This is a genomic window from Streptomyces sp. NPDC021225, assembly GCF_044332865.1.
Lineage (GTDB): Bacteria > Actinomycetota > Actinomycetes > Streptomycetales > Streptomycetaceae > Streptomyces.
Genome location: NZ_JBIRPV010000001.1, coordinates 1526039 through 1544568, shown reverse-complemented (window position 1 = coordinate 1544568; position 18530 = coordinate 1526039). Strand labels below are relative to the sequence as shown.

General features: G+C 70.4%; 18 protein-coding genes. 12 read left to right on the top strand and 6 right to left on the bottom strand.

Translation table 11 applies throughout. The annotated features are described in order from the left end of the window. Nucleotides 1–41: 41 nt before the first annotated feature. The 3 genes from ACH4S9_RS07095 to uvrB all read right to left on the bottom strand — a co-directional run bounded on the left by ACH4S9_RS07095 (nucleotide 42) and on the right by uvrB (nucleotide 4985). Nucleotides 42–1973, bottom strand: coding sequence for a TerD family protein (locus tag ACH4S9_RS07095; protein WP_385339456.1), 1932 nt, complete (start codon nucleotides 1971–1973; stop codon nucleotides 42–44). 122 nt (nucleotides 1974–2095) lie between these two features. Continuing rightward, entirely contained in the window at nucleotides 2096–2674 is a 579-nt protein-coding gene (locus ACH4S9_RS07090) for a TerD family protein (protein ID WP_311724882.1), read from the bottom strand. 166 nt (nucleotides 2675–2840) lie between these two features. Beyond that, entirely contained in the window at nucleotides 2841–4985 is a 2145-nt protein-coding gene (gene uvrB, locus ACH4S9_RS07085) for an excinuclease ABC subunit UvrB (RefSeq protein ID WP_311724881.1), read from the bottom strand. Between the two features lie 205 nt (nucleotides 4986–5190). Between uvrB and ACH4S9_RS07080 the strand changes: the two genes are divergently transcribed. The 4 genes from ACH4S9_RS07080 (at nucleotide 5191) to ACH4S9_RS07065 (ending at nucleotide 8608) form a co-directional block, all read left to right on the top strand. Next, a complete protein-coding gene (locus tag ACH4S9_RS07080) occupies nucleotides 5191–6111 on the top strand; it encodes a glycerophosphodiester phosphodiesterase (protein ID WP_385339450.1) in 921 nt (306 codons plus the stop codon). Nucleotides 6112–6218: 107 nt separating this feature from the next. Then, nucleotides 6219–6848 carry a methylated-DNA--[protein]-cysteine S-methyltransferase gene (locus ACH4S9_RS07075; protein WP_398370546.1) on the top strand — a complete coding sequence of 210 codons (630 nt, stop codon included), beginning with the start codon at nucleotides 6219–6221 and terminating at the stop codon, nucleotides 6846–6848. 367 nt (nucleotides 6849–7215) lie between these two features. After that, a complete protein-coding gene (locus ACH4S9_RS07070; RefSeq protein WP_398370264.1) occupies nucleotides 7216–7863 on the top strand; it encodes a DUF4360 domain-containing protein in 648 nt (215 codons plus the stop codon). An 82-nt stretch (nucleotides 7864–7945) separates the two neighbouring features. Beyond that, nucleotides 7946–8608 (top strand): DUF4360 domain-containing protein, encoded by a 663-nt coding sequence (locus ACH4S9_RS07065; protein WP_311724878.1) that lies wholly within the window; start codon nucleotides 7946–7948, stop codon nucleotides 8606–8608. Between the two features lie 89 nt (nucleotides 8609–8697). Here the strand turns inward: ACH4S9_RS07065 and ACH4S9_RS07060 are convergent, their stop codons facing one another. Further along, nucleotides 8698–9354 carry a uridine kinase gene (locus ACH4S9_RS07060; protein ID WP_398370544.1) on the bottom strand — a complete coding sequence of 219 codons (657 nt, stop codon included), beginning with the start codon at nucleotides 9352–9354 and terminating at the stop codon, nucleotides 8698–8700. Between the two features lie 71 nt (nucleotides 9355–9425). Here ACH4S9_RS07060 and ACH4S9_RS07055 point away from each other — a divergent pair, with 71 nt between their 5' ends. Next, the gene (locus ACH4S9_RS07055; protein ID WP_398370262.1) at nucleotides 9426–9968 is read left to right on the top strand and encodes a DUF1697 domain-containing protein; all 543 of its coding nucleotides are present in this window, start codon (nucleotides 9426–9428) and stop codon (nucleotides 9966–9968) included. A gap of 29 nt (nucleotides 9969–9997) precedes the next feature. Here the strand turns inward: ACH4S9_RS07055 and ACH4S9_RS07050 are convergent, their stop codons facing one another. Beyond that, nucleotides 9998–10471, bottom strand: a complete 474-nt coding sequence (locus tag ACH4S9_RS07050) for a type II toxin-antitoxin system PemK/MazF family toxin (RefSeq protein WP_352131081.1) — start codon at nucleotides 10469–10471, stop codon at nucleotides 9998–10000. A gap of 101 nt (nucleotides 10472–10572) precedes the next feature. Here ACH4S9_RS07050 and ACH4S9_RS07045 point away from each other — a divergent pair, with 101 nt between their 5' ends. Next, on the top strand, nucleotides 10573–11796 hold the full coding sequence (locus tag ACH4S9_RS07045; protein WP_361183610.1) for an aromatic acid exporter family protein: 1224 nt from the start codon (nucleotides 10573–10575) through the stop codon (nucleotides 11794–11796). 54 nt (nucleotides 11797–11850) lie between these two features. Further along, the gene (locus tag ACH4S9_RS07040; RefSeq protein WP_385339437.1) at nucleotides 11851–13047 is read left to right on the top strand and encodes a DUF1266 domain-containing protein; all 1197 of its coding nucleotides are present in this window, start codon (nucleotides 11851–11853) and stop codon (nucleotides 13045–13047) included. A gap of 104 nt (nucleotides 13048–13151) precedes the next feature. Here ACH4S9_RS07040 and ACH4S9_RS07035 read toward each other — a convergent pair whose 3' ends face one another. Next, complete coding sequence (locus tag ACH4S9_RS07035) at nucleotides 13152–13712, bottom strand: TetR/AcrR family transcriptional regulator (protein ID WP_311724871.1); 561 nt, start codon at nucleotides 13710–13712, stop codon at nucleotides 13152–13154. A 112-nt stretch (nucleotides 13713–13824) separates the two neighbouring features. On the opposite strand from ACH4S9_RS07035, the gene ACH4S9_RS07030 reads away from it, so the two are divergent. From ACH4S9_RS07030 to ACH4S9_RS07010, 5 genes are all read left to right on the top strand, one after another. Then, nucleotides 13825–14511 (top strand): SDR family oxidoreductase, encoded by a 687-nt coding sequence (locus ACH4S9_RS07030; protein WP_311724870.1) that lies wholly within the window; start codon nucleotides 13825–13827, stop codon nucleotides 14509–14511. A 57-nt stretch (nucleotides 14512–14568) separates the two neighbouring features. Next, a complete protein-coding gene (locus ACH4S9_RS07025) occupies nucleotides 14569–15624 on the top strand; it encodes an aldo/keto reductase (protein ID WP_385339433.1) in 1056 nt (351 codons plus the stop codon). Nucleotides 15625–15717: 93 nt separating this feature from the next. Next, the gene (locus ACH4S9_RS07020) at nucleotides 15718–16722 is read left to right on the top strand and encodes an NADP-dependent oxidoreductase (RefSeq protein ID WP_361183605.1); all 1005 of its coding nucleotides are present in this window, start codon (nucleotides 15718–15720) and stop codon (nucleotides 16720–16722) included. Nucleotides 16723–16781: 59 nt separating this feature from the next. Further along, nucleotides 16782–17018 (top strand): DUF397 domain-containing protein, encoded by a 237-nt coding sequence (locus ACH4S9_RS07015; RefSeq protein WP_311724864.1) that lies wholly within the window; start codon nucleotides 16782–16784, stop codon nucleotides 17016–17018. A 139-nt stretch (nucleotides 17019–17157) separates the two neighbouring features. Next, complete coding sequence (locus ACH4S9_RS07010; RefSeq protein ID WP_385339424.1) at nucleotides 17158–18234, top strand: RNA ligase (ATP); 1077 nt, start codon at nucleotides 17158–17160, stop codon at nucleotides 18232–18234. Nucleotides 18235–18530: the final 296 nt, after the last annotated feature.

Sequence of the window (18530 nt, the reverse complement as noted above, 5' to 3'; positions counted from 1 at the left end):
GCTCAGCGGCCCTCTCTCGCAAAGTAACGAAGTATCAGGAGTCAGCGTCCGTAGGACTGTCGGGCCCGCGCCACCTGGGCCAGCACCTGCTCCACCACCCGGCTGCCGGCCGGCACCAGCGACGGCTCGTACGTCCAGGCGTGCCCCACCCAGGGGTCTGCCAGGTGGTCGTCGGGGACCGGGGTGACACGCAGCAGCGAGCGCCACAGCGGGTCCAGCACCGGGCCGTAGGCCTGCGCCTCCTGCCGGTCGGCGACCATCATCAGATGCACGCCCACCGAGGGCCCCTCGTCGGCGAGATAGCGCAGCTGGGTGACGGCCCGGTCGTCGAAGCCGTGCGGGAAGTCATTGACGATCAGCAGCTGTTCGGCGACGTCCAGATCGGGCGGCAGCGCGTCCGCGGCACCGCTGCGGACCGCCATCTGCACCAGGTCGACCCGGCGCGTCAGCGCGGCGAGCGTCGCGCTGACCCCCTGGGCGCCGGCCGCGGGCGGCCCGCTCAGCACACCGGAGCTGAGCAGCGGGGCGAGGGACGCCGCGGCCGAACCGGCCGGGTCGATCACATGCACCGAAAACTCACCCGCCGGGTAGACCGCCAGCAGCCGCGCGGCGTGCGCGACCGCCGTCTCCGCGGCCAGCCGGCGCAGCTCGCCGGAGTCCACCAGCGCCGCGTCGGACAGCCCGTCCCGCCCGCTGTCGATCCACAGCCCCCGCTCCAGCGGCAGCCGCACCAGCATCGGGATGCGCAGATCCCGGCGCTCCGGGAGGTGCACCTCGCCCAGGCGCAGCGCCATCGGGATCTCCATGGGCACCTGGTAGGCCTGCCAGACCGGGCTGTCCCAGCGGGCGAACGCCGGAGGCAGCGCGGGCTCGACCACCTCGGCCTCCGCGGCGAGCTGGGCCAGGTCCCGGTCCAGGACCGCGCGGGCCTGCTCGACCAGGGTGGTGTGCTTGGCGCGGGCCGCCGCGCGGGCCGAGTCGGCGACCGGGCCGACGCGGGTGCGCGGGTCGGAGAGCACCCCGTCCAGCTCCTTCTCCATGCGGGAGTCGGCGAAGTCGACGGCGCTGCGGTAGGCCGCGGCCGTACGGGCCAGGTCCTCGAACATGCCCCAGACCTGGTTGTACAGCCGCTCGTCCATGGTCCAGCCCGAGGCGTCGCCCGCGACGGGCTGGGCGGGCCGGCCCGGCTGAGCGGGCGGGGCGACCGGTGGGGGCGTCGGCGGCGCGGACGTACGGCGGCCGGGGTGCTGGTAGTTGACCGGCCCGCCCGAGCCCGGCCCACCCGCGGCGGCCGAACCGCCCGCGGGCGTCTGCTGCGGCGCGGCGGCGGGCTCGGCCACCGGGCCGCTGCCGCCGGCCGTGGCCGTACGCACCCGGCCCTCGCCCTCCGGGCGGGGCGGCGGCGGGGCGATCGAGCGGGCCATGCCCCGGGCGACCGCGTCATTGATCCGCGCGGCCAGCTCGACGGCCTCAGGCAGCCCCTGGTCCTGAAGCATCGAGGCCAGCCCGCCCGCGTACCCCTGGCCGACGGCGCGCACCTTCCAGGCGCCCTGTCTGCGGTACAGCTCCAGGGCGACCACCGCGGACTCCGAGTCCAGGTCGGTGATGGTGTAACTGGCGATCTCGGCGCCGTCCAGGCCGGTGACGGCGAGGAACGGCGCGGGCATGGCGCCGAAGCGGGTGGGGCCTCCCACCCCCGTCGGCAGGGCCAGCAGCACATTGACCCGGTGGACATCCTCGGACACCGCGCCGAGGTCCACGGCGAGCCGGTGGTCCGCCGCGGCCTGCCTGGACACGTCGATGCCCGGGAGCTGGGGCGCGGCGGGGTGCGCGACCCACTCGGTCCCCCGCACCGTGCCCTGCTCGTCGCCGAGCGTCGCCCCGGCCACGACCGGATGGCCCGCCGAGACCCGGATCTCCAATCGGGTCTGGGGCAGTGCGTGGTTCTGCCCCCGGACCAGCTCGGCCGTCATGGCTGCGTCCCCCTCATTGTGTTTCGTTGTAGCGAAGTGTGTGTGGTGCTTGTCGGGTGTGTGCCGAGGAGAGCACATCGGCCCGGCGGGCGTGCGCCTACCGGGCCGACGGGCTCAACTGCTCACAGATGCGGCACGATGTGCGGCATCAGGTCCTGGAAGGTGCGGCCGTTGGCCGGCTCGCCCACGGCCTTCATCGCCCAGCCCGAGCCGGCGCGCTCCACCTTGGCCATGATCTGCGCGGTGTACTGCCCGCCGCCGGTGAGGGTGTAGCGGGCCAGCTCCTGGCCGTTGGTCTCGTCCACCAGGCGGCAGAACGCGTTCTGCACCTCGGCGAAGGTCTGGCCGGTGAAGGAGTTCACCGTGAAGATGATCTGGTCGATGTGCACCGGCACCCGCTGAAGGTCGACCAGGATGGCCTCGTCGTCCCCGCCCTGGCCGGCACCGCCCACCAGGTTGTCGCCGGTGTGACGCACCGAGCCGTCGTCGCTGACCAGGTGGCGGAAGAACACGACGTCCGTCGGCTGCTTGTCGGCGAACAGGACCGCAGACGCGTCCAGGTCGATCTCGCGCGTACGGGAGCCGAACAGCCCGCGGCGAGGGGCCGCCTGCCAGCCAAGTCCCATCCGCACCGCGGTCAGGGTGCCTCCGTCCGCCTTCTGAAGGCTGATGGACTGACCCTTGGACATATTGACCGTCACGTGCTGTCCCTACTCTCGTTTCTCGAAATCCCCGCGGCCGGTTCGGTCGCACGGCCTGTTCAGAACCCTATGCACTGGAACAAGGCCGCCATCCGCCCTGACCGGCTTTTGTGTCGGTCTTGCAACACAGCGGGACGGTACGGCCGGTGGCGGGGCGCCGCAGCCGTCAGGAGAGCCCGGCCTCCTTCATCTGGCGCAGCTCTTTCTTCAACTCCCCCACCTCGTCGCGCAGCCGCGCCGCGACCTCGAACTGGAGCTCGGCGGCCGCGGCCCGCATCCGGTCGGTCATCTCCTCGATGAGCTCGGCCAGTTCGGCGGCCGGACGATCCGTCAGCGCCCCGTCCTTGCCCGCCTTGCCGCCGCCCTTGCCCGCCTTCTGCCCGGCGAGGGCCGGCACCGGGGCCTTGGCCTGCCCCTTGGCGCCCTTGCCGCCGTCGGTCTTGCGGTAGCCGGAGCCCAGCAGCTCCTTGGTGTCGATCTCCTCGCGGGCGATGGTCGCCACGATGTCGCCGATCTTCTTGCGCAGCGGCTGCGGGTCGATCCCGTTGGCCTTGTTGTAGGCGACCTGCTTCTCCCGGCGCCGGTTGGTCTCCTCGATGGCCTTCTCCATCGCCGCGGTGACCTTGTCGGCGTACATATGCACCTGGCCGGAGACGTTACGGGCGGCGCGGCCGATGGTCTGGATCAGCGAGGTGCCGGAGCGCAGGAACCCTTCCTTGTCGGCATCGAGGATCGCGACCAGCGAGACCTCGGGCAGGTCCAGGCCCTCGCGCAGCAGGTTGATGCCGACCAGGACGTCGAACTCGCCCGCGCGCAGCTCGCGCAGCAGCTCCACGCGGCGCAGGGTGTCCACATCGCTGTGAAGATAACGGACCTGGATGCCCACCTCGAGCATGTAGTCGGTGAGGTCCTCGGCCATCTTCTTGGTGAGGGTGGTGACCAGGACGCGCTCGTCCTTCTCCGTGCGCGTACGGATCTCGTGGATCAGGTCGTCGATCTGCCCCTCGGTGGGCTTGACGACGACCTCGGGGTCGACGAGGCCGGTCGGGCGGATGATCTGCTCCACGAAGCCGTCGCCGCGCGAGAGCTCGTACGGGCCGGGGGTCGCGGAGAGATACACCGTCTGGCCGGTGCGCTCCAGGAACTCCTCCCACTTCAGCGGGCGGTTGTCGAGCGCGGAGGGCAGCCGGAAGCCGTGCTCGATCAGCGTCCGCTTGCGGGAGGCGTCGCCCTCGTACATCGCGCCGATCTGCGGGACGGTGACATGGGACTCGTCGATGACCAGGAGGAAGTCCTCCGGGAAGTAGTCCAGCAGGGTGTGCGGCGGGGATCCGGTCTCGCGGCCGTCGATGTGCAGGGAGTAGTTCTCGATGCCGGAGCAGGTGCCGATCTGGCGCATCATCTCGATGTCGTAGGTCGTCCGCATCCGCAGCCGCTGGGCCTCCAGCAGCTTGCCCTGCTTCTCCAGCCGGGCCAGGGTCTGCTCCAGCTCGGCCTCGATCCCGGCGATGGCCTTCTCCATGCGCTCGGGCCCCGCCACATAGTGGGATGCCGGGAACACATACAGCTCCTGGTCGTCGCTGATGACCTCGCCGGTGAGCGGGTGGAGCGTGGACAGCGCCTCGATCTCGTCGCCGAACATCTCGATCCGGACGGCGAGCTCCTCGTAGACCGGGAAGATCTCGATGGTGTCGCCGCGGACCCGGAAGGTGCCCCGGGTGAACGCCATGTCGTTGCGCGCGTACTGAATGTCGACAAAGCGGCGCAGCAGCTGGTCGCGGTCGATCTCCTGGCCGACCTTCAGCGGCACCATGCGGTCCACGTACTCCTGCGGTGTGCCGAGGCCGTAGATGCACGACACCGAGGCCACCACGATCACATCACGCCGGGTGAGCAGGGAGTTCGTCGCGGAGTGGCGCAGCCGCTCGACCTCCTCGTTGATCGAGGAGTCCTTCTCGATGTAGGTGTCCGACTGCGGGACGTACGCCTCTGGCTGATAGTAGTCGTAGTACGACACGAAGTACTCAACCGCGTTGTTCGGCAGCAGCTCGCGGAACTCGTTGGCGAGCTGGGCGGCGAGGGTCTTGTTGGGCGCCATGACGAGCGTCGGCCGCTGGAGCTTCTCGATCATCCACGCGGTGGTCGCCGATTTTCCGGTGCCGGTCGCGCCGAGCAGGACGACATCCTGCTCGCCACCGCGGATGCGCCGCTCCAGGTCGGCGATCGCGGTCGGCTGGTCACCGCTGGGCTGGTACGGGCTGACGACCTCGAAAGGCGCCACCTTGCGTTCGATCTGGGATACGGGCCGCATGACACCCACCGTACGACCCGCCACTGACAACGGCCGACCGGCCGAACCCGGGGCCAGGAGGGGTGACCCCCGCTCGCGCCCCCGGCGCCCGCCCGGGCGGCCCGTGCTTCACTCTGTCCAACCGCGACCTTTCCTCCGGGACGGCACGACTGGGACCCTCTGCCCGTCCGCGAGTCACGCGAGCCAGACGACGCGAGGAGTCCGTATGCGCATCCGCCCCACAGCCGCCCTCACCGGCGCGCTCATCGGCATGTCCACGCTCTTCCTCTCACCGGCGGTCGCCCAGGCCGACCAGCCCGACGACCAGGCGCAGCAGACCGTCACCATCGCCCACCGGGGCGCCTCCGCCTATGCCCCGGAGAACACGCTCGCAGCCGTCGACGCGGCCGACGACCTCGGCATCACCTGGGTGGAGAACGACGTCCAGCGCACCAAGGACGGCGAGCTGATCGTCATGCACGACACCACGCTGAACCGCACCACGGACGCCGAGGAGGTCTTTCCGGACCGCGCCCCCTGGAAGGTCTCCGACTTCACCATCGACGAGATCCGGCAGCTGGACGCGGGCAGCTGGTTCAGCACCGAGTTCGCGGGCGAGGGCGTACCGACCCTCGAGGAGTACCTCGATCGGGTGGAACACAACCACCAAAAGCTCCTCCTGGAGCTCAAGGCCCCCGAGCTCTATCCGGACATCGAACGCCAGACGCTGCGCGAGCTGCGCAGAGAGGGCTGGCTGGACCGCCGCCACGTCAAGCACAAGCTGATCGTCCAGAGCTTCAGCGGGGAGGCCGTGAAGCGGGTCCACGACCTGCGGCCGGACATCAAGACCGGCTTCCTCGGCACGCCCGCGCTCGGCGACCTGGCGACCTACGCGGAATTCGCCGACCAGATCAACCCGAGCTACAAGACCATCGACGCCGATTATGTGGCCGCGGTCCAGGACGTGGAAGGCGCGCACGGCCGGCCGTTCGAGGTCTACGCCTGGACGGTGAACGACGGGCCGACGGCGGTGGACATCGCGGGCATGGGCGTGAACGGCATCATCACCAACAAGCCGGACGTGGTGCGGGACGCGCTGGAGGACGCGGGCTACGAGGTGCCGGCCGCCCCGGCGGAGGTCTCGTAGCGGCTCTCGCGGCCGCTGTCGCGCGGCTCGGGGGGCGGGGCACCACGGCCCCGCCCCCCGTCCGGGGAAGCGCTGTCGGACCCGGCGCCTACCCTGAAACCGTGACGATCTCAGGAGAGCGGGAAGAGCCGGCGGAGCGGCGCGAGGCACGCGGGTGGTGCTGGAGCGTGCTGGACTCCCCCATCGGCCCGCTGCTGCTCGCGGCGACGGATCAGGGCCTGGCCCAGGTCGTGTTCCACGCCGACGAGGCGACGGCGGCCGAGGCCGTCTCGCGGCTCACCGCCCGGCTCGGCGCGGCCCCGACGCCCTCGCCGGCCCGTGGTTCCGACGCCGGGGACGACACCGGGGGCGACGTCGGGGGCACGCCGGACCGCCTCGTCCATCTCGGCACGGCCGTGCGCCAGTTGGAGAGCTATTTCGCGGGCTCGCTGCGCGAGTTCACCGTCCCCCTGGACTGGTCGCTCACCGCCGGTTTCAACCGCCGCGTCCTGCGCGAGCTCGCCGACCACGTGCCGTTCGGCACGGTCGTCGGCTACGGAGAGCTCGCCGACCGCGTGGGCGATCCGGGCGCCGCCCGGGCCGTGGGCGTGGCCATGGGCAGCAATCCGCTGCCGGTCGTGGTGGCCTGCCACCGCGTCGTCGAGAGCGGCGGCGGCATAGGCGGCTTCGGCGGCGGGCTGGAGACCAAGCGCACGCTACTGGCCCTGGAAGGGATCCTTCCGCAGCCGCTCTTCTGAACCGGTCTACTGAACCGGGCCGTCGCCCCGGAAATATCTTGTTCCGGAAAACTCCCTCCCGTCTTGTCGTGGACACGTTTCGCTCCTATCTTTGGAGCGCTCCCGAGAGCACGGCACCGCGAGCTCTTTCTTGAAGGCTGGACCGCATTCCCCCACACAGCACTTCCCCCCACAGCGGATAAGGCCTCCCCGGATATGCCGTGAAGAACCGCGGACGACCACATATGCCCGCGGCCACTGCCGGACATCCGGACATCCAAACATCCGACGAAATCGCGCCGGGACGCGCACGTCGGCACGCTCCACACCGCGGGCTTTCCACCCCCCACGGTTCAGTCACGCTTCATCCACGTTCGATGGGAGAACCATGTCTTTTGGCCTGCTCGCCGGCGGCGCGGTCGCGGCGTTATTCGCATCGGGTATTTCCCCGCAAGGTGCGTCGGTCACCGATGTGCCGACCGAGAAGATCCAGGTCACCATCAACACCGTGAACGGATCGGGCTGCCCCAAAGGGACCGCCGCCGTCGCCGTCTCCGGCGACAACACGGCCTTCACGGTGACCTACAGCGACTATCTCGCCCAGGTCGGCGCGGGTGCCGACCCGACCGACATCCGTAAGAACTGCCAGCTCAACCTGGGCGTCCACGTACCGCAGGGCTTCACGTACGCCATCGCCAGCGTCGACTACCGCGGCTACGCCTACCTGGAGAAGGGAGCGAAAGGCACCGAGAAGGCGAGTTATTACTTCCAGGGTTCGGCGGACACGACATCACGGACCCATGACTTCAGCGGTCCGTACAGCGACAACTGGCAGACCCGCGACTCCACCGATTACAGCGCCCTGGTCTGGGCGCCCTGCGGCGTGGAACGCAACTTCAACATCAACACCGAGCTGCGGGTGAACGCGGGTACCTCGCCGGCGGGCAGCACCAGCTTCATGGCCATGGACTCGACCGACGGCAGCAACAACACGATTTACCACATCGCCTGGAAGGAATGTCCTTCCGTCCGGTAAGGCGCGAAACTCCACCAGCCAGGGCGGCGTCGGAGCCTGCCCGGCTTTCCGTCGTCGTCCACAGACGATCGAATGGAGAATCATGCCAGGTGCAATGTTCGCAGGCAGCGTGGCCGCGGCTTTGTTCGCCACGGCACTCGCTTCCTCTCAGCCCGCGTCCGCAAAATCGCCGTTCGACGACCCGCCGCCCGACAAAATCGTGATCACGGTCGCGACGGTCAACGGTTCGGGCTGTCCGGCAGGGACCGCGGCGGTGGCCGTATCGCCCGACAACACGGCCTTCACCGTCACCTACAGCGACTATCTCGCCCAGGTGGGCAAGGGCGCCAAACCGACCGACTTCAGAAAGAACTGCCAGCTCAACCTTGTGGTGCATGTGCCGCAGGGCTTCACGTACGCGATCGCCAGCGTGGACTACCGCGGCTACGCACACCTGGAGAAGGGCGCGACCAGCGTCGAGAAGGCGTCGTACTACTTCCAGGGATCGTCGAATACGGCGGCGAAATCCCATGAGTTCACCGGCGTCTTCGACGACAACTGGCAGGCGACCGATGTCTCCGACATCGCCACCGTGGAGTGGGCCCCCTGCGGCGCGCTCCGGAACTTCAACATCAACACCGAGTTGCGGGTCAACGCCGGCACCTCGGACACCACCAACACGACGAGTTTCATGACCATGGACTCGACGGACGGCAGTGTCAGCACCACCTACCACTTCGCGTGGAAGGAGTGCCCGCCGGCGTAGCCACCCCCCGCCGGACTCCGGGCCCCGTGCGCCCCGCTCCCGAGGAGAGCGGGGCGCACGGCTGCGTCGTGACGCGGCGCGTGCGGGGCTCAGGCGCCCGGTCCGCCCCAGGCCGGATGGCGCGGGTCGTCCGCGCGGACCACCACATCCGCGGCCTCCGCGGGCCGCACCTCCTCCTCGTAGCGCGCGAAGGCGGGCAGCGTCCACTGCTCGTCCTCGTCCGTACGGCGGGCGAGGGCGGCCGGGGACAGCCGCAGATGCACGGACAGGTCGAACGGGAACCAGCGCCCCAGCAGCAGCGCGCCGTGGAGCAGCAGCACCCCGCCCAGCGGCAGTTCGACATACGGGGAGCGGGTCGCCCGGTCGGTCACCGGGTCCCACAGATCGGGGAGCACCCGCCCCGTGCCGCCCGGCGCGGGCTCCAGCGGGCCGAAGACCTCGCGCCACAGCGCTCCGGTGTCCAGCCACATGTCGTAGTACGCGTCGGCGTCCCGCCGCCCGTACTCGTAGCGCAGCGACGCCGCGCGCAGAAAGCCGCCCGCCGCGACCACCAGCGCCGGGCGCCCGCGCACCCGCAGCGCCTCCGCCAGGCCGTGCGCCAGTTCCCCGGGGCGCGCCGCCGGGGCCCCGTCGACCGCCACCCGCAGCCAGGGGCCGCCGTCCGCCGCCGTCAGATCCGCGACGCGGTCGGCGAGCGCGCCGGTCAGCCGTTCCCAGGAGATCGCTTCGAGCCGCACAGCCCCCATCATGCAGGGAGGAGTCGCGCAACTGAACGCGGGCGTACGATCCCCTCATCCCGTCCGGAGGAGTCCCCGCCATGTCGTCGCAGATCGCGCTGTTGCGCGGCATCAATGTCAGCGGCCACAACAAGTTCCCGGTGGCCCGGCAGCGCGAGCTGATGCTGGACCTGGGGTTCGACGGCGTCACCGTCCATCTGCAGACCGGCAACATCGTCTTCGCCGACCCCGGCACCCCGCCCGAGCGGACGGCCCGTACGATCGCCGACCGCATCACCGCCGACCTCGGCCTGACCGTGCCGGTGATGGTCCGTACCCGCGACGAGCTCGCCGCCGCCATCGAGGCCAACCCCTATCCCGAGGCCACGGCCGAGCCGAAGACGCTGCATGTGGTGTTCCTGTCGGCCGCCCCGGCCGACCCGGCCCCGCTGGAGGCCCTGGACCTGGCCTCGTACACGCCGGACGAGTTCCGGCTGTCCGGCCGGGAGATCTATCTGCGCACCCCGAACGGCTCCGGCCGCTCCAAGCTGGCGGACAAGGTCACGCGGGCGCCGCTCGGCGTCACGATGACGGCCCGCAACTGGAACACGGTCACCAAGCTGCTGGCGCTGGCCGACGCCTGACCCGGCCCGCCCCGCTCATTCAGACTTTCTCAACTCCAGCCGTACCGCTGCCTCAGCCGGGCCACGACCAGGTCGAAGCGCGGCCGGTCCAGGGCGCAGGCCTCCCGGCGCATGCCCTCCGGGTGCACCCGCAGCACCCGGTCCAGGTCCACCCACGAGTCGCGCCCCGCCCGGTCCCACGGCCCGGACCCGATGGCCACCCACTCGCGGTCGCCGTCGTGCCGCTTGCTCGACAGCTGTACGGCCAGCAGGGTCCCGGCGCGCTCGCGGGCGACGACGAGCACCGGCCGGTCCTTGCCGCGGCCGTCCAGCTCCTCGTACGGCACCCAGGTCCAGACGATCTCCCCGGGGTCCGGGTCGCCGTCCGGGTCCGGCGCGTACTCCGTCCGCACCCGGCCGACCTGGCGCGGATGCGCCTCCGCGGTGGCGGTGGGGCCGGTGCTGCCGGGAAGCGGGGGCTCGGCGCCGTCGTGCTCGTTGAATGGCGTGATCACGGCCCACACGTTAGCCCGTCCGTGGTTCCGGGTGGCGTGTGAGGGTCCGCTCAGGTGGCAAGGGGCCGTAGTGATGCCTTTGTGACTTCTGATGTGGGAAGGGGCAGAAGGTGCCAGATATTCTCGACCCGGTGGCGGGCCTCGTCAAGCGGCGCAAAGACCCCGTCGTCGTCCAGACGCTGCGTGCCACGGCCGCCGCGACCATCGCGTACGCCGTCGCGCTCCAGCTGAGCAGCGAACCGGCCCCGCTCACCGCGCCGCTCACCGCCCTGCTGGTGGTGCAGGTCACCCTGTACGCCACCATCACCACCGGCATCCGCAGGGTGAACGCGGTGGTCGTCGGCGTCATCATCGCGATCGGGTTCAGTGCGCTGGTGGGGCTGACCTGGTGGAGCCTGGGGCTGATCATCCTGGTCGCGCTGACCGTCGGCAATTTCGTACGGGTCAGCGAGTTCGTCGTCGAGGTGGCGATCAGCGCCATGCTGGTCCTCGGCGTAACCCGGGTCGGCGCCACGGCCTGGGACCGCGTGCTGGAGACGCTGATCGGCGCCGGGGTGGGACTGGCCTTCAACCTTCTGTTCGCCCCGCCGGTGTGGGTCGAGACCGCCGGCGAGTCCATCGAGGACCTCGCCCGCCGCATGCGCCGGCTGCTGCTCCACATCGGCGAGGAGCTCGGCGGCCACACCCCCGTCGAACGCGCCGCCGCCCGGCTCCACGAGGCCCGCCGCCTCGACCAGGACATCGCCCAGGTGGACGGCGCCCTCCGGCAGGCGGAGGACAGCCTGCGGCTCAACCCCCGCGTCAAGGAGGGCCTGCTCTACCGCGTCGTGCTGCGCACCGGCCTGGACACCCTGGAGATCTGCATGGTCGTCCTACGGGTCATGGCGCGCACCCTCACCGACCTCGCCAAGAAACGGACCGACGAGCCCCTGTTCCCGCCCGATGTGGCGACCGCCCTGGAGGACCTCTTCGTCCACCTCGCCTCGGCCGTCGAAAGCTTCGCCGTCCTGGTCACCACCCAGGTCAGCGCCAACGCCGAGGAGGCCGAGTCCCGGCTGGCCAGCGAACTCACCAAGGCCCACGCGAGCCGCGACGAGGCCGCCCACACCCTCCTCCAGCGCGTCCAGCAGCATCCGCGCCAGTGGCAGCTCCATGGCGCCCTGCTCGCCGAGATCGACCGGATCCTCGACGAGCTGGACATGGAGCAGCGCTCCATCCGCCTGATGGAGGAGCTCGACCGCAGCGCCCGCGAACAGCGCGAGCGCTACCCCCTCCTGCACAAGCTCCAGCGCCGGCTCCGCGAGCGCCGCGCGGAGGGCGGCGGCCCGGCCTGACCGCGCCCCGAACCCCCTGAAAGCCGTCCCGGAGCTGCGGATAGGGTCGTGGCCATGGGGACGCCGATCATGGGTACGCCCGGTCCGGGGCCCGCCTGGGTGCCGCCGACCGACGTCGAGCAGGCTCTGGTCGCCGCCAAGTCCCGCGGGGACTGGGACGGTTATCTGCGGGTGCTGCTGGGCGCCGACACCCTGGCGTACGCGCCTCAGGAGAAGGTCGACCGCAAGAAGTTCGCCACCCCATGGCTGCCGTACCGGGGCCCGGACGGCGGCGAGTACTTCGCGGTCTACACCCGCGGCGAGCTGCTGCCGCGCCGCCCCGACGTCGTGGCCTGCCCGGTCTCGCTCCCGCTGCCGCCCGAGGAGTGGTGGGGCGAGGAACTGCGCGGTCTGTTGGTCAACCCCGGCACCCCCTCCGAGGCGTTCTTCCCCGAGGCCCGCCGCGAGCGCCGCCGCTGGAAGGCCCTGAGGAAGGACGTACCGCGCCGCGGCCACGACGACGACGCGCTGCTGACCAAGTACACCGGCCACCTGCACGGCCCCCTCGCCCACGGCCTCGCCTGCGGCGCCCACCTGGCCGTGCACCGGCAGGATCTGTGGAACGACATCGGCGACGTCTGCACGGACTACCGCACCGACGTCGCGGCCCTCGCCGACTCCTGGGACATCACCGACCGGCACGGCTGGCAGGAGCAGATGACGTATCTGCTCGAAGGCCGGAACAGCCCGCCCCAGCCGGAGTTCCTCCTCCGCCTCCGCCAGGCGATATCCCGCGACCGCTGCGCCGCGCACACCGACCCGGAGCTATGGCGGCGGGCGGCCGTCGACTCGCTCCGCGAGCGCGGCGCGGACGACGCCGAGATCGCGCACGTCCTGGACATCCTCGAGCAGATCGTCCGCTACGAGGGCCGCTTCCGCGCGGACAGCATCCTTCCGCCCGACGGCTGTGTGACCTCGGCGCTCGGCTACGACTACGGCCGCGCGGTCAACGTCGCCCGCTGGGGCCTGGGCGCCCGCTTCGCGGAGAAGTCCGAGGTCGAAGAGATGGTGACCCTGGTGGGCGAGCTGTGCCGGGAGCAGTACACCTCCTGGGCGGACTTCTCGGCCGGCTACATCCTGGGGCGGGCGCTGCGCTTCGACGAGGAGTCCTTCGGCCATATGTACAGCTCCGCGCTCTCCCCGCACCGCATCCTCACCCAGGACCCCGCCAGCCCCTGGCGCAACATCCCCTTCCAGCTCACCTCGGACTGATCCGGGGCCGGGCCCCGCGGCAGTAGCGACGTAGCGGCGGCCCCGGGCCGGGCCCCTTCCTCCAGCGCACTGCGCTGTGCCGGGGAGGGCGCGCGTGTCCCCGATCAGCTGGTTGCCGTCAATGCTGCGCGCGCGGCGGTGAGGATCTCCTCGGAGAGGGGGGAGCCTTGGGTGGCTCGGGCCAGGACGAGTGCGCCGAGCATGGTGCACAGCCGGGTGATGCCGTCCTGGTCCTCGGTGGCGAGCCACTCGGCGAAGTCGCCCACTCCCTCGGTGTAGATGCGGCGGGCCTCACGATCTCCGGGTTCGCGCGCGATGTCGGTGGCGAGTGCGGCGACGGGGCAACCGTCTGCCGCGCTGTCGCGGTGCTCGACGGAGAGGTAGGTGTCGATCAGCGTCTGCTGGGCGGCGTCGCGCTGCCCGGCGTGCTGCTCGAGTCCGTCATTGCGGAGCCGGGTGAGTCCGTCGAACGCGTGGGCGGTGGCTTCGTCGATAAGCGCCTCTTTGGAGGCGAACTGCTTGTAGAAGCCGCCGTGGGTCAGGCCGGCCGCCTTCATGAGGTCGGCGACGCTGACGTGGGTGCCCTGCTCCCGGAACATCCGCGAGGCGGTTTCAACGACCCGCCTGCGGTTCTCCTCCGCTTGCGCCTGCGATACGCGGCCCATCAGCCACCTCCCGGTTGGATTTCGATCGCCATCTATTCTAGGCTCGGCTTTAGATTGTTATCGTAATCTAAATCGTGCGGGCCTCTAGTCGCCCGCAACGCTGGGAGCAGACATGGAACTGAAGGACGCGGTCTCGGTGGTCACCGGCGCCAACCGGGGGCTCGGGCGGCATCTGGCCGCCCAACTCGTGGAGCGCGGGGCGAAGGTGTACGCGGCGGCTCGCCGCCCCGAGACGGTGGACCTGCCGGGCGTCATCCCGCTGCGGCTGGACGTGACCGACGAGGAGTCGATCAGGGCCGCGGCCCGTGCCGCATCCGACGCGACGCTGCTGGTGAACAACGCGGGCATCTCCACCGCCACGCCGCTGATCGCGGGTGGCCTGGACACGGTGCGCCTGGAGATGGAGACGAACTTCTTCGGTCCGCTCGCCGTGACCCGGGCTTTCACTCCTGTCATCGAGGGCAACGGCGGCGGCGCCGTGCTCAACGTCCTCTCCGTCCTGTCCTGGCTGCACCCGGCCGGCCTCGGGTCCTACGCCGCGGCCAAGGCCGCGGCATGGGCGCTGACCGACGCGGCCCGGGAGGAACTGGCGCCGCGCGGCATCACCGTCTCGGCGCTGCACGTCGGATACATGGACACCGACATGGCCGCGGGCGTTCCCGCCGATCAGAAGGCCGACCCCGCCGATGTGGCCGCACAGGCCCTGCACGGCGTCGAGACGGGCCTGCCCGAGATCCTCGCCGACGAGACCACCCGGTACGTCAAGCAGAGCCTGGCCGCTTCGCCGAACGCGGCGTGAGGCGCGCCCGCCGCACCCTCGCCTCCCCCTGCCAATCCTTGAGTAAGGACATACCTGATGCGTTACACGACCTTTGGGCACCGGACGGGACTGCGCGTGTCCGAGTACGCGCTCGGCACGGCGAACTTCGGAACCGGCTGGGGTGCCGGCGCTGAGCCGGACGAGGCGCGCCTCATCTTCGACCGATTCGCCGAAGCCGGTGGCACCTTCCTCGACACCGCGGACACCTACCAGTTCGGCGAGTCGGAAGAGCTGACGGGGAAGTTCGTCTCCGCCGACCGGGACCACTTCGTCCTGGCCACCAAGTTCACCCTCGGGGCCGCGCCGCAGCCGGGCGTCTCCACGACGGGCAACAGCCGCAAGAACATGGTCGCCTCGGTGGAGGCCAGCCTGAAGCGCCTGGGCACCGACCACATCGATCTGCTCTGGGTGCACTTTCCCGACGGGCTCACCCCCATGGAAGAGATCCTGCGCGGGCTCGACGACCTGGTGAGGTCCGGCAAGATCCACCACGCCGCTCTGTCCAACTTCCCCGCGTGGCGGGTCTCGCGCGCCGTGACGCTCGCGGACCTCAAGAACTGGGCGCCCATCGTGGGCATCCAGAACGAGTTCAGCCTCGTCGAGCGGACCGCCGACCGCGAGTTGCTGCCGATGGCCGAGAGCCTCGGACTCGGCGCCGCTCTGTGGTCCCCGCTCGGCGGCGGACTGCTCACCGGAAAGTACCGGCGCAGCACCGAGGGGCGCCTCAGCGACCTGGGGGCGGTCATCCACACGGAGAACACGGGCCAGAAGATCGCCGTCGTCGACACCGTCCTGGCCATCGCCGAGGAGATCGGCGTGACGCCTGCCCAGGTGTCGGTGGCCTGGGTGCGGGAGCGTGCCGTTCAGTCCGCGACCTCGCTCGTCCCGATCATCGGGCCGCGCAACCTCACCCAGCTCGACAGCTACCTGGGCGCTCTTGACGTCCAGCTGTCCCCCGAGCAGTTCGCCCGCCTGTCGGAGGTCAGCGCGGTGCCGCTCGGAGCTCCTCACGAGGCGATCGCCGGATCCCTGGCCGGCATCCAGGGAGGCGACTCCCACCGCATCATCGCCCCGGCCGCGCCGGTGGCCTGACGCCCGAAGGCACTGCGACTACCTCGTACTGGGTGAAGCCCGGGATGAACAGAGAGATCCCGTCCCCCTCGCGGACGAGAAACGGAGACGATGATGAAGACTTTCATGGTCGAGCGGTACGGCGACAAGGCCGGGGTGCGCGCCGGTGAGCTGCCCGACCCGCAGGTGGGCGACGACGACGTCCTGGTCCGGATCCACGCGGCGAGCGTCAACCCGCTCGACCTCAAGCTCCGCGACGGGGACTTCAAGGCGTTCCTGCCGTACCGTCTCCCGCTCATCCTGGGCAACGACCTCGCCGGGGTGGTGGTCCAGGCGGGATCGTCCGTGACGCGGTTCGAGGTGGGCGATGAGGTCTACGCACGGCCCGACAAGGACCGCATCGGCACGTTCGCCGAACTCATCGCCGTCCACCAGGACGATGTGGCGATCAAACCCGCCACGCTCACCATGGAGGAGGCAGCGTCCCTTCCCCTGGTCGCCCTGACCTCGTGGCAGGCGCTGGTCGATCGGGCACAGGTGCAGCCAGGTCAGAAGGTCCTGATCCACGCGGGCTCAGGCGGCGTCGGCACCATCGCCATCCAGTTGGCGAAGCAGTTGGGCGCGCACGTGGCCACCACCGCGAGCACGGCCAAGATCGACCTGGTGAAGGAGCTCGGCGCAGACGTCGTGGTCGACTACAAGCACCAGGCTTTCGAGACGGTCCTGCACGGCTACGACGTCGTCCTCGACACCCTCGGTGGCGAGACGCTCGAGAAGTCCCTGCAGGTACTCAAGCCCGGCGGGAAGGTCATCGGCATCGCAGGCCCTCCCGACCCGGCCTTCGCCCGCGAGCTGGGCGCGAACGCGATCCTCCGACTGGCGATGAGTGCGCTGAGCTTCAAGATCCGGCGCCGCGCCAAGCGCCGCAACGTGACGTACTCGTTCCTGTTCATGAAGGCCAGCGGCGACCAACTGCGCGAACTCACGCCGCTCATCGAGGCCGGGAAGATCCGTCCCGTCGTCGACCGCGTCTTTCCGTTCGCGGAGACCCGGGAGGCCATGGAGTACGTCGAGAAGGGCCACGCGAAGGCCGGCAAGGTCGTCGTCGCGATGACGTGAGAGGGGCTGAACCAGGAAGAATCCATCCGACGGATCGAAGAAATCGAGAAAGAACTCCGATGAACCAGGAAAAGGACGCTCTCTACACCACTCCACTCAACGGTGAGTGGCAAAAGGCTTCTTTCAGCAACGGTTCCGGTGAGAACTGTGTCCAGCTGATGGGGATATCAGGCGGTGTCGCCATAGGCGACTCCAAGCGCCCGGACCGTCCGGAGCTGCGCTACACCCCCAGCGAGTTCGCCGCTTTCGTCCAAGGCGTAAAGGCCGGCGAGTTCGACCACCTGCTCAGCGACTGACCGCAAGCCCAGAACGCCCCCGTTGGCGATGCCAACGGGGGCGTTCTGGGCTTCCGCCGCCGCAAATTCGGTGGCCGGTGCGCTCGTCCGCGCCCCACAGTGGTGGCACACCACTGAACGAGCAACGGGGGATCCACGTATGTCGACACTGCGTGTCACCGCTGAGCGGCTGACGATTCATGAACACCCCAACGCCGACGCGCTGGAGCTGGCGCAGGTGGGGCTGTACCGGGCCGTGGTGGCCAAGGGGGCTTTCCGGTCCGGGGAGTTCGCCGTGTATGTGCCGGAGCAGGCGGTACTGCCCGAGGAGCTGATCAGCGAGCTGGGGCTGACGGGGAGGCTGGCAGGGGCCCAGCACAACCGGGTGAAGGCGATCCGGCTGCGCGGGGAGCTGTCACAGGGGCTGGTGTGCCGGCCGCGGGCGCTGGCGGGGGTCGACCTGGAGCGGGCGGCGCGGGAGGGGGTGGACTTCGCGGAACGGCTCGGGATCGTCAAGTGGGTGCCTCCGGTGCCGATCGCGATGAGCGGAGACGTGGCGTCCGCGCCGGATCTGGTGGCGTGGATCGACATCGAGAACCTCAAGCGCTACCCGGACGTGTTCGAGGACGGGGAGGCCGTCGCGGTCACCGAGAAGCTGCATGGGACGGCGTGCTGTCTGACCTACCTCGCGGACAGCGGGGAGGTGCAGGTGACCTCGAAGGGGCTGGGGGCGCAGCGGCTGGCGCTGGTGGAGGACGAGAAGAACCTGTACTGGCGGGCCGTGCGCGGGCACGGCGCGCCCGCCGTGGCGGCGCGGGTGGCCGCCGAGCTGGGTGCGGCACGGGTCGGGATCTTCGGCGAGGTGTACGGGGACGGGGTGCAGGACCTCGGGTATGGGACCGACAGCCGGCGCGGTGTGCCCGGCTATGCCGTGTTCGACATCGCGGTGGACGTCGGCGGGCGGACGCGCTGGCTGGATCCGGAGGAGATGGCGAAGGTGCTGGGCGGCGGGCTCCCGGTGGTTCCGATCCTGTACGCCGGGCCGTACGACGCCGGGCGGGTGCTGGAGCTGGCCGAGGGGCGCGAGACCGTTTCCGGGAGCGGGCTGCATATCAGGGAGGGGGTGGTGGTCCGGGCGGCGAGCGACCGGTACAGCCCGGTGCTCGGCGGGCGGGCCATCGCCAAGGTGGTCAGCGGTGCGTATCTGACGCGCAAGGGCGGCACCGAGTACGAGTAGGGGTGGGGCCGAGGATGGCCGGGGCACCGGAGTCCTCGGCCACCGCCCTGGCGATCGGCGGCATGGCGCCCGCGCATGCGGAGCGGGCCCGGGGGCGTAGCCTGCCCCCGAGCCCTGTGATGCCGCCCAAATACGCACGCCGGTCGGTTGTGGACACGGGTCAGTCTGATGCCGTCGTGTTCTGCCTTTGAACTACCGCGCATCGAAGCTGCACGGGCCGGAGTTGAACCGGCATCCGACGACTCGGGCCCGGGCCCGGTCGATCCGGCGATCGGCGGCGAATGCTGAGTCTGGAG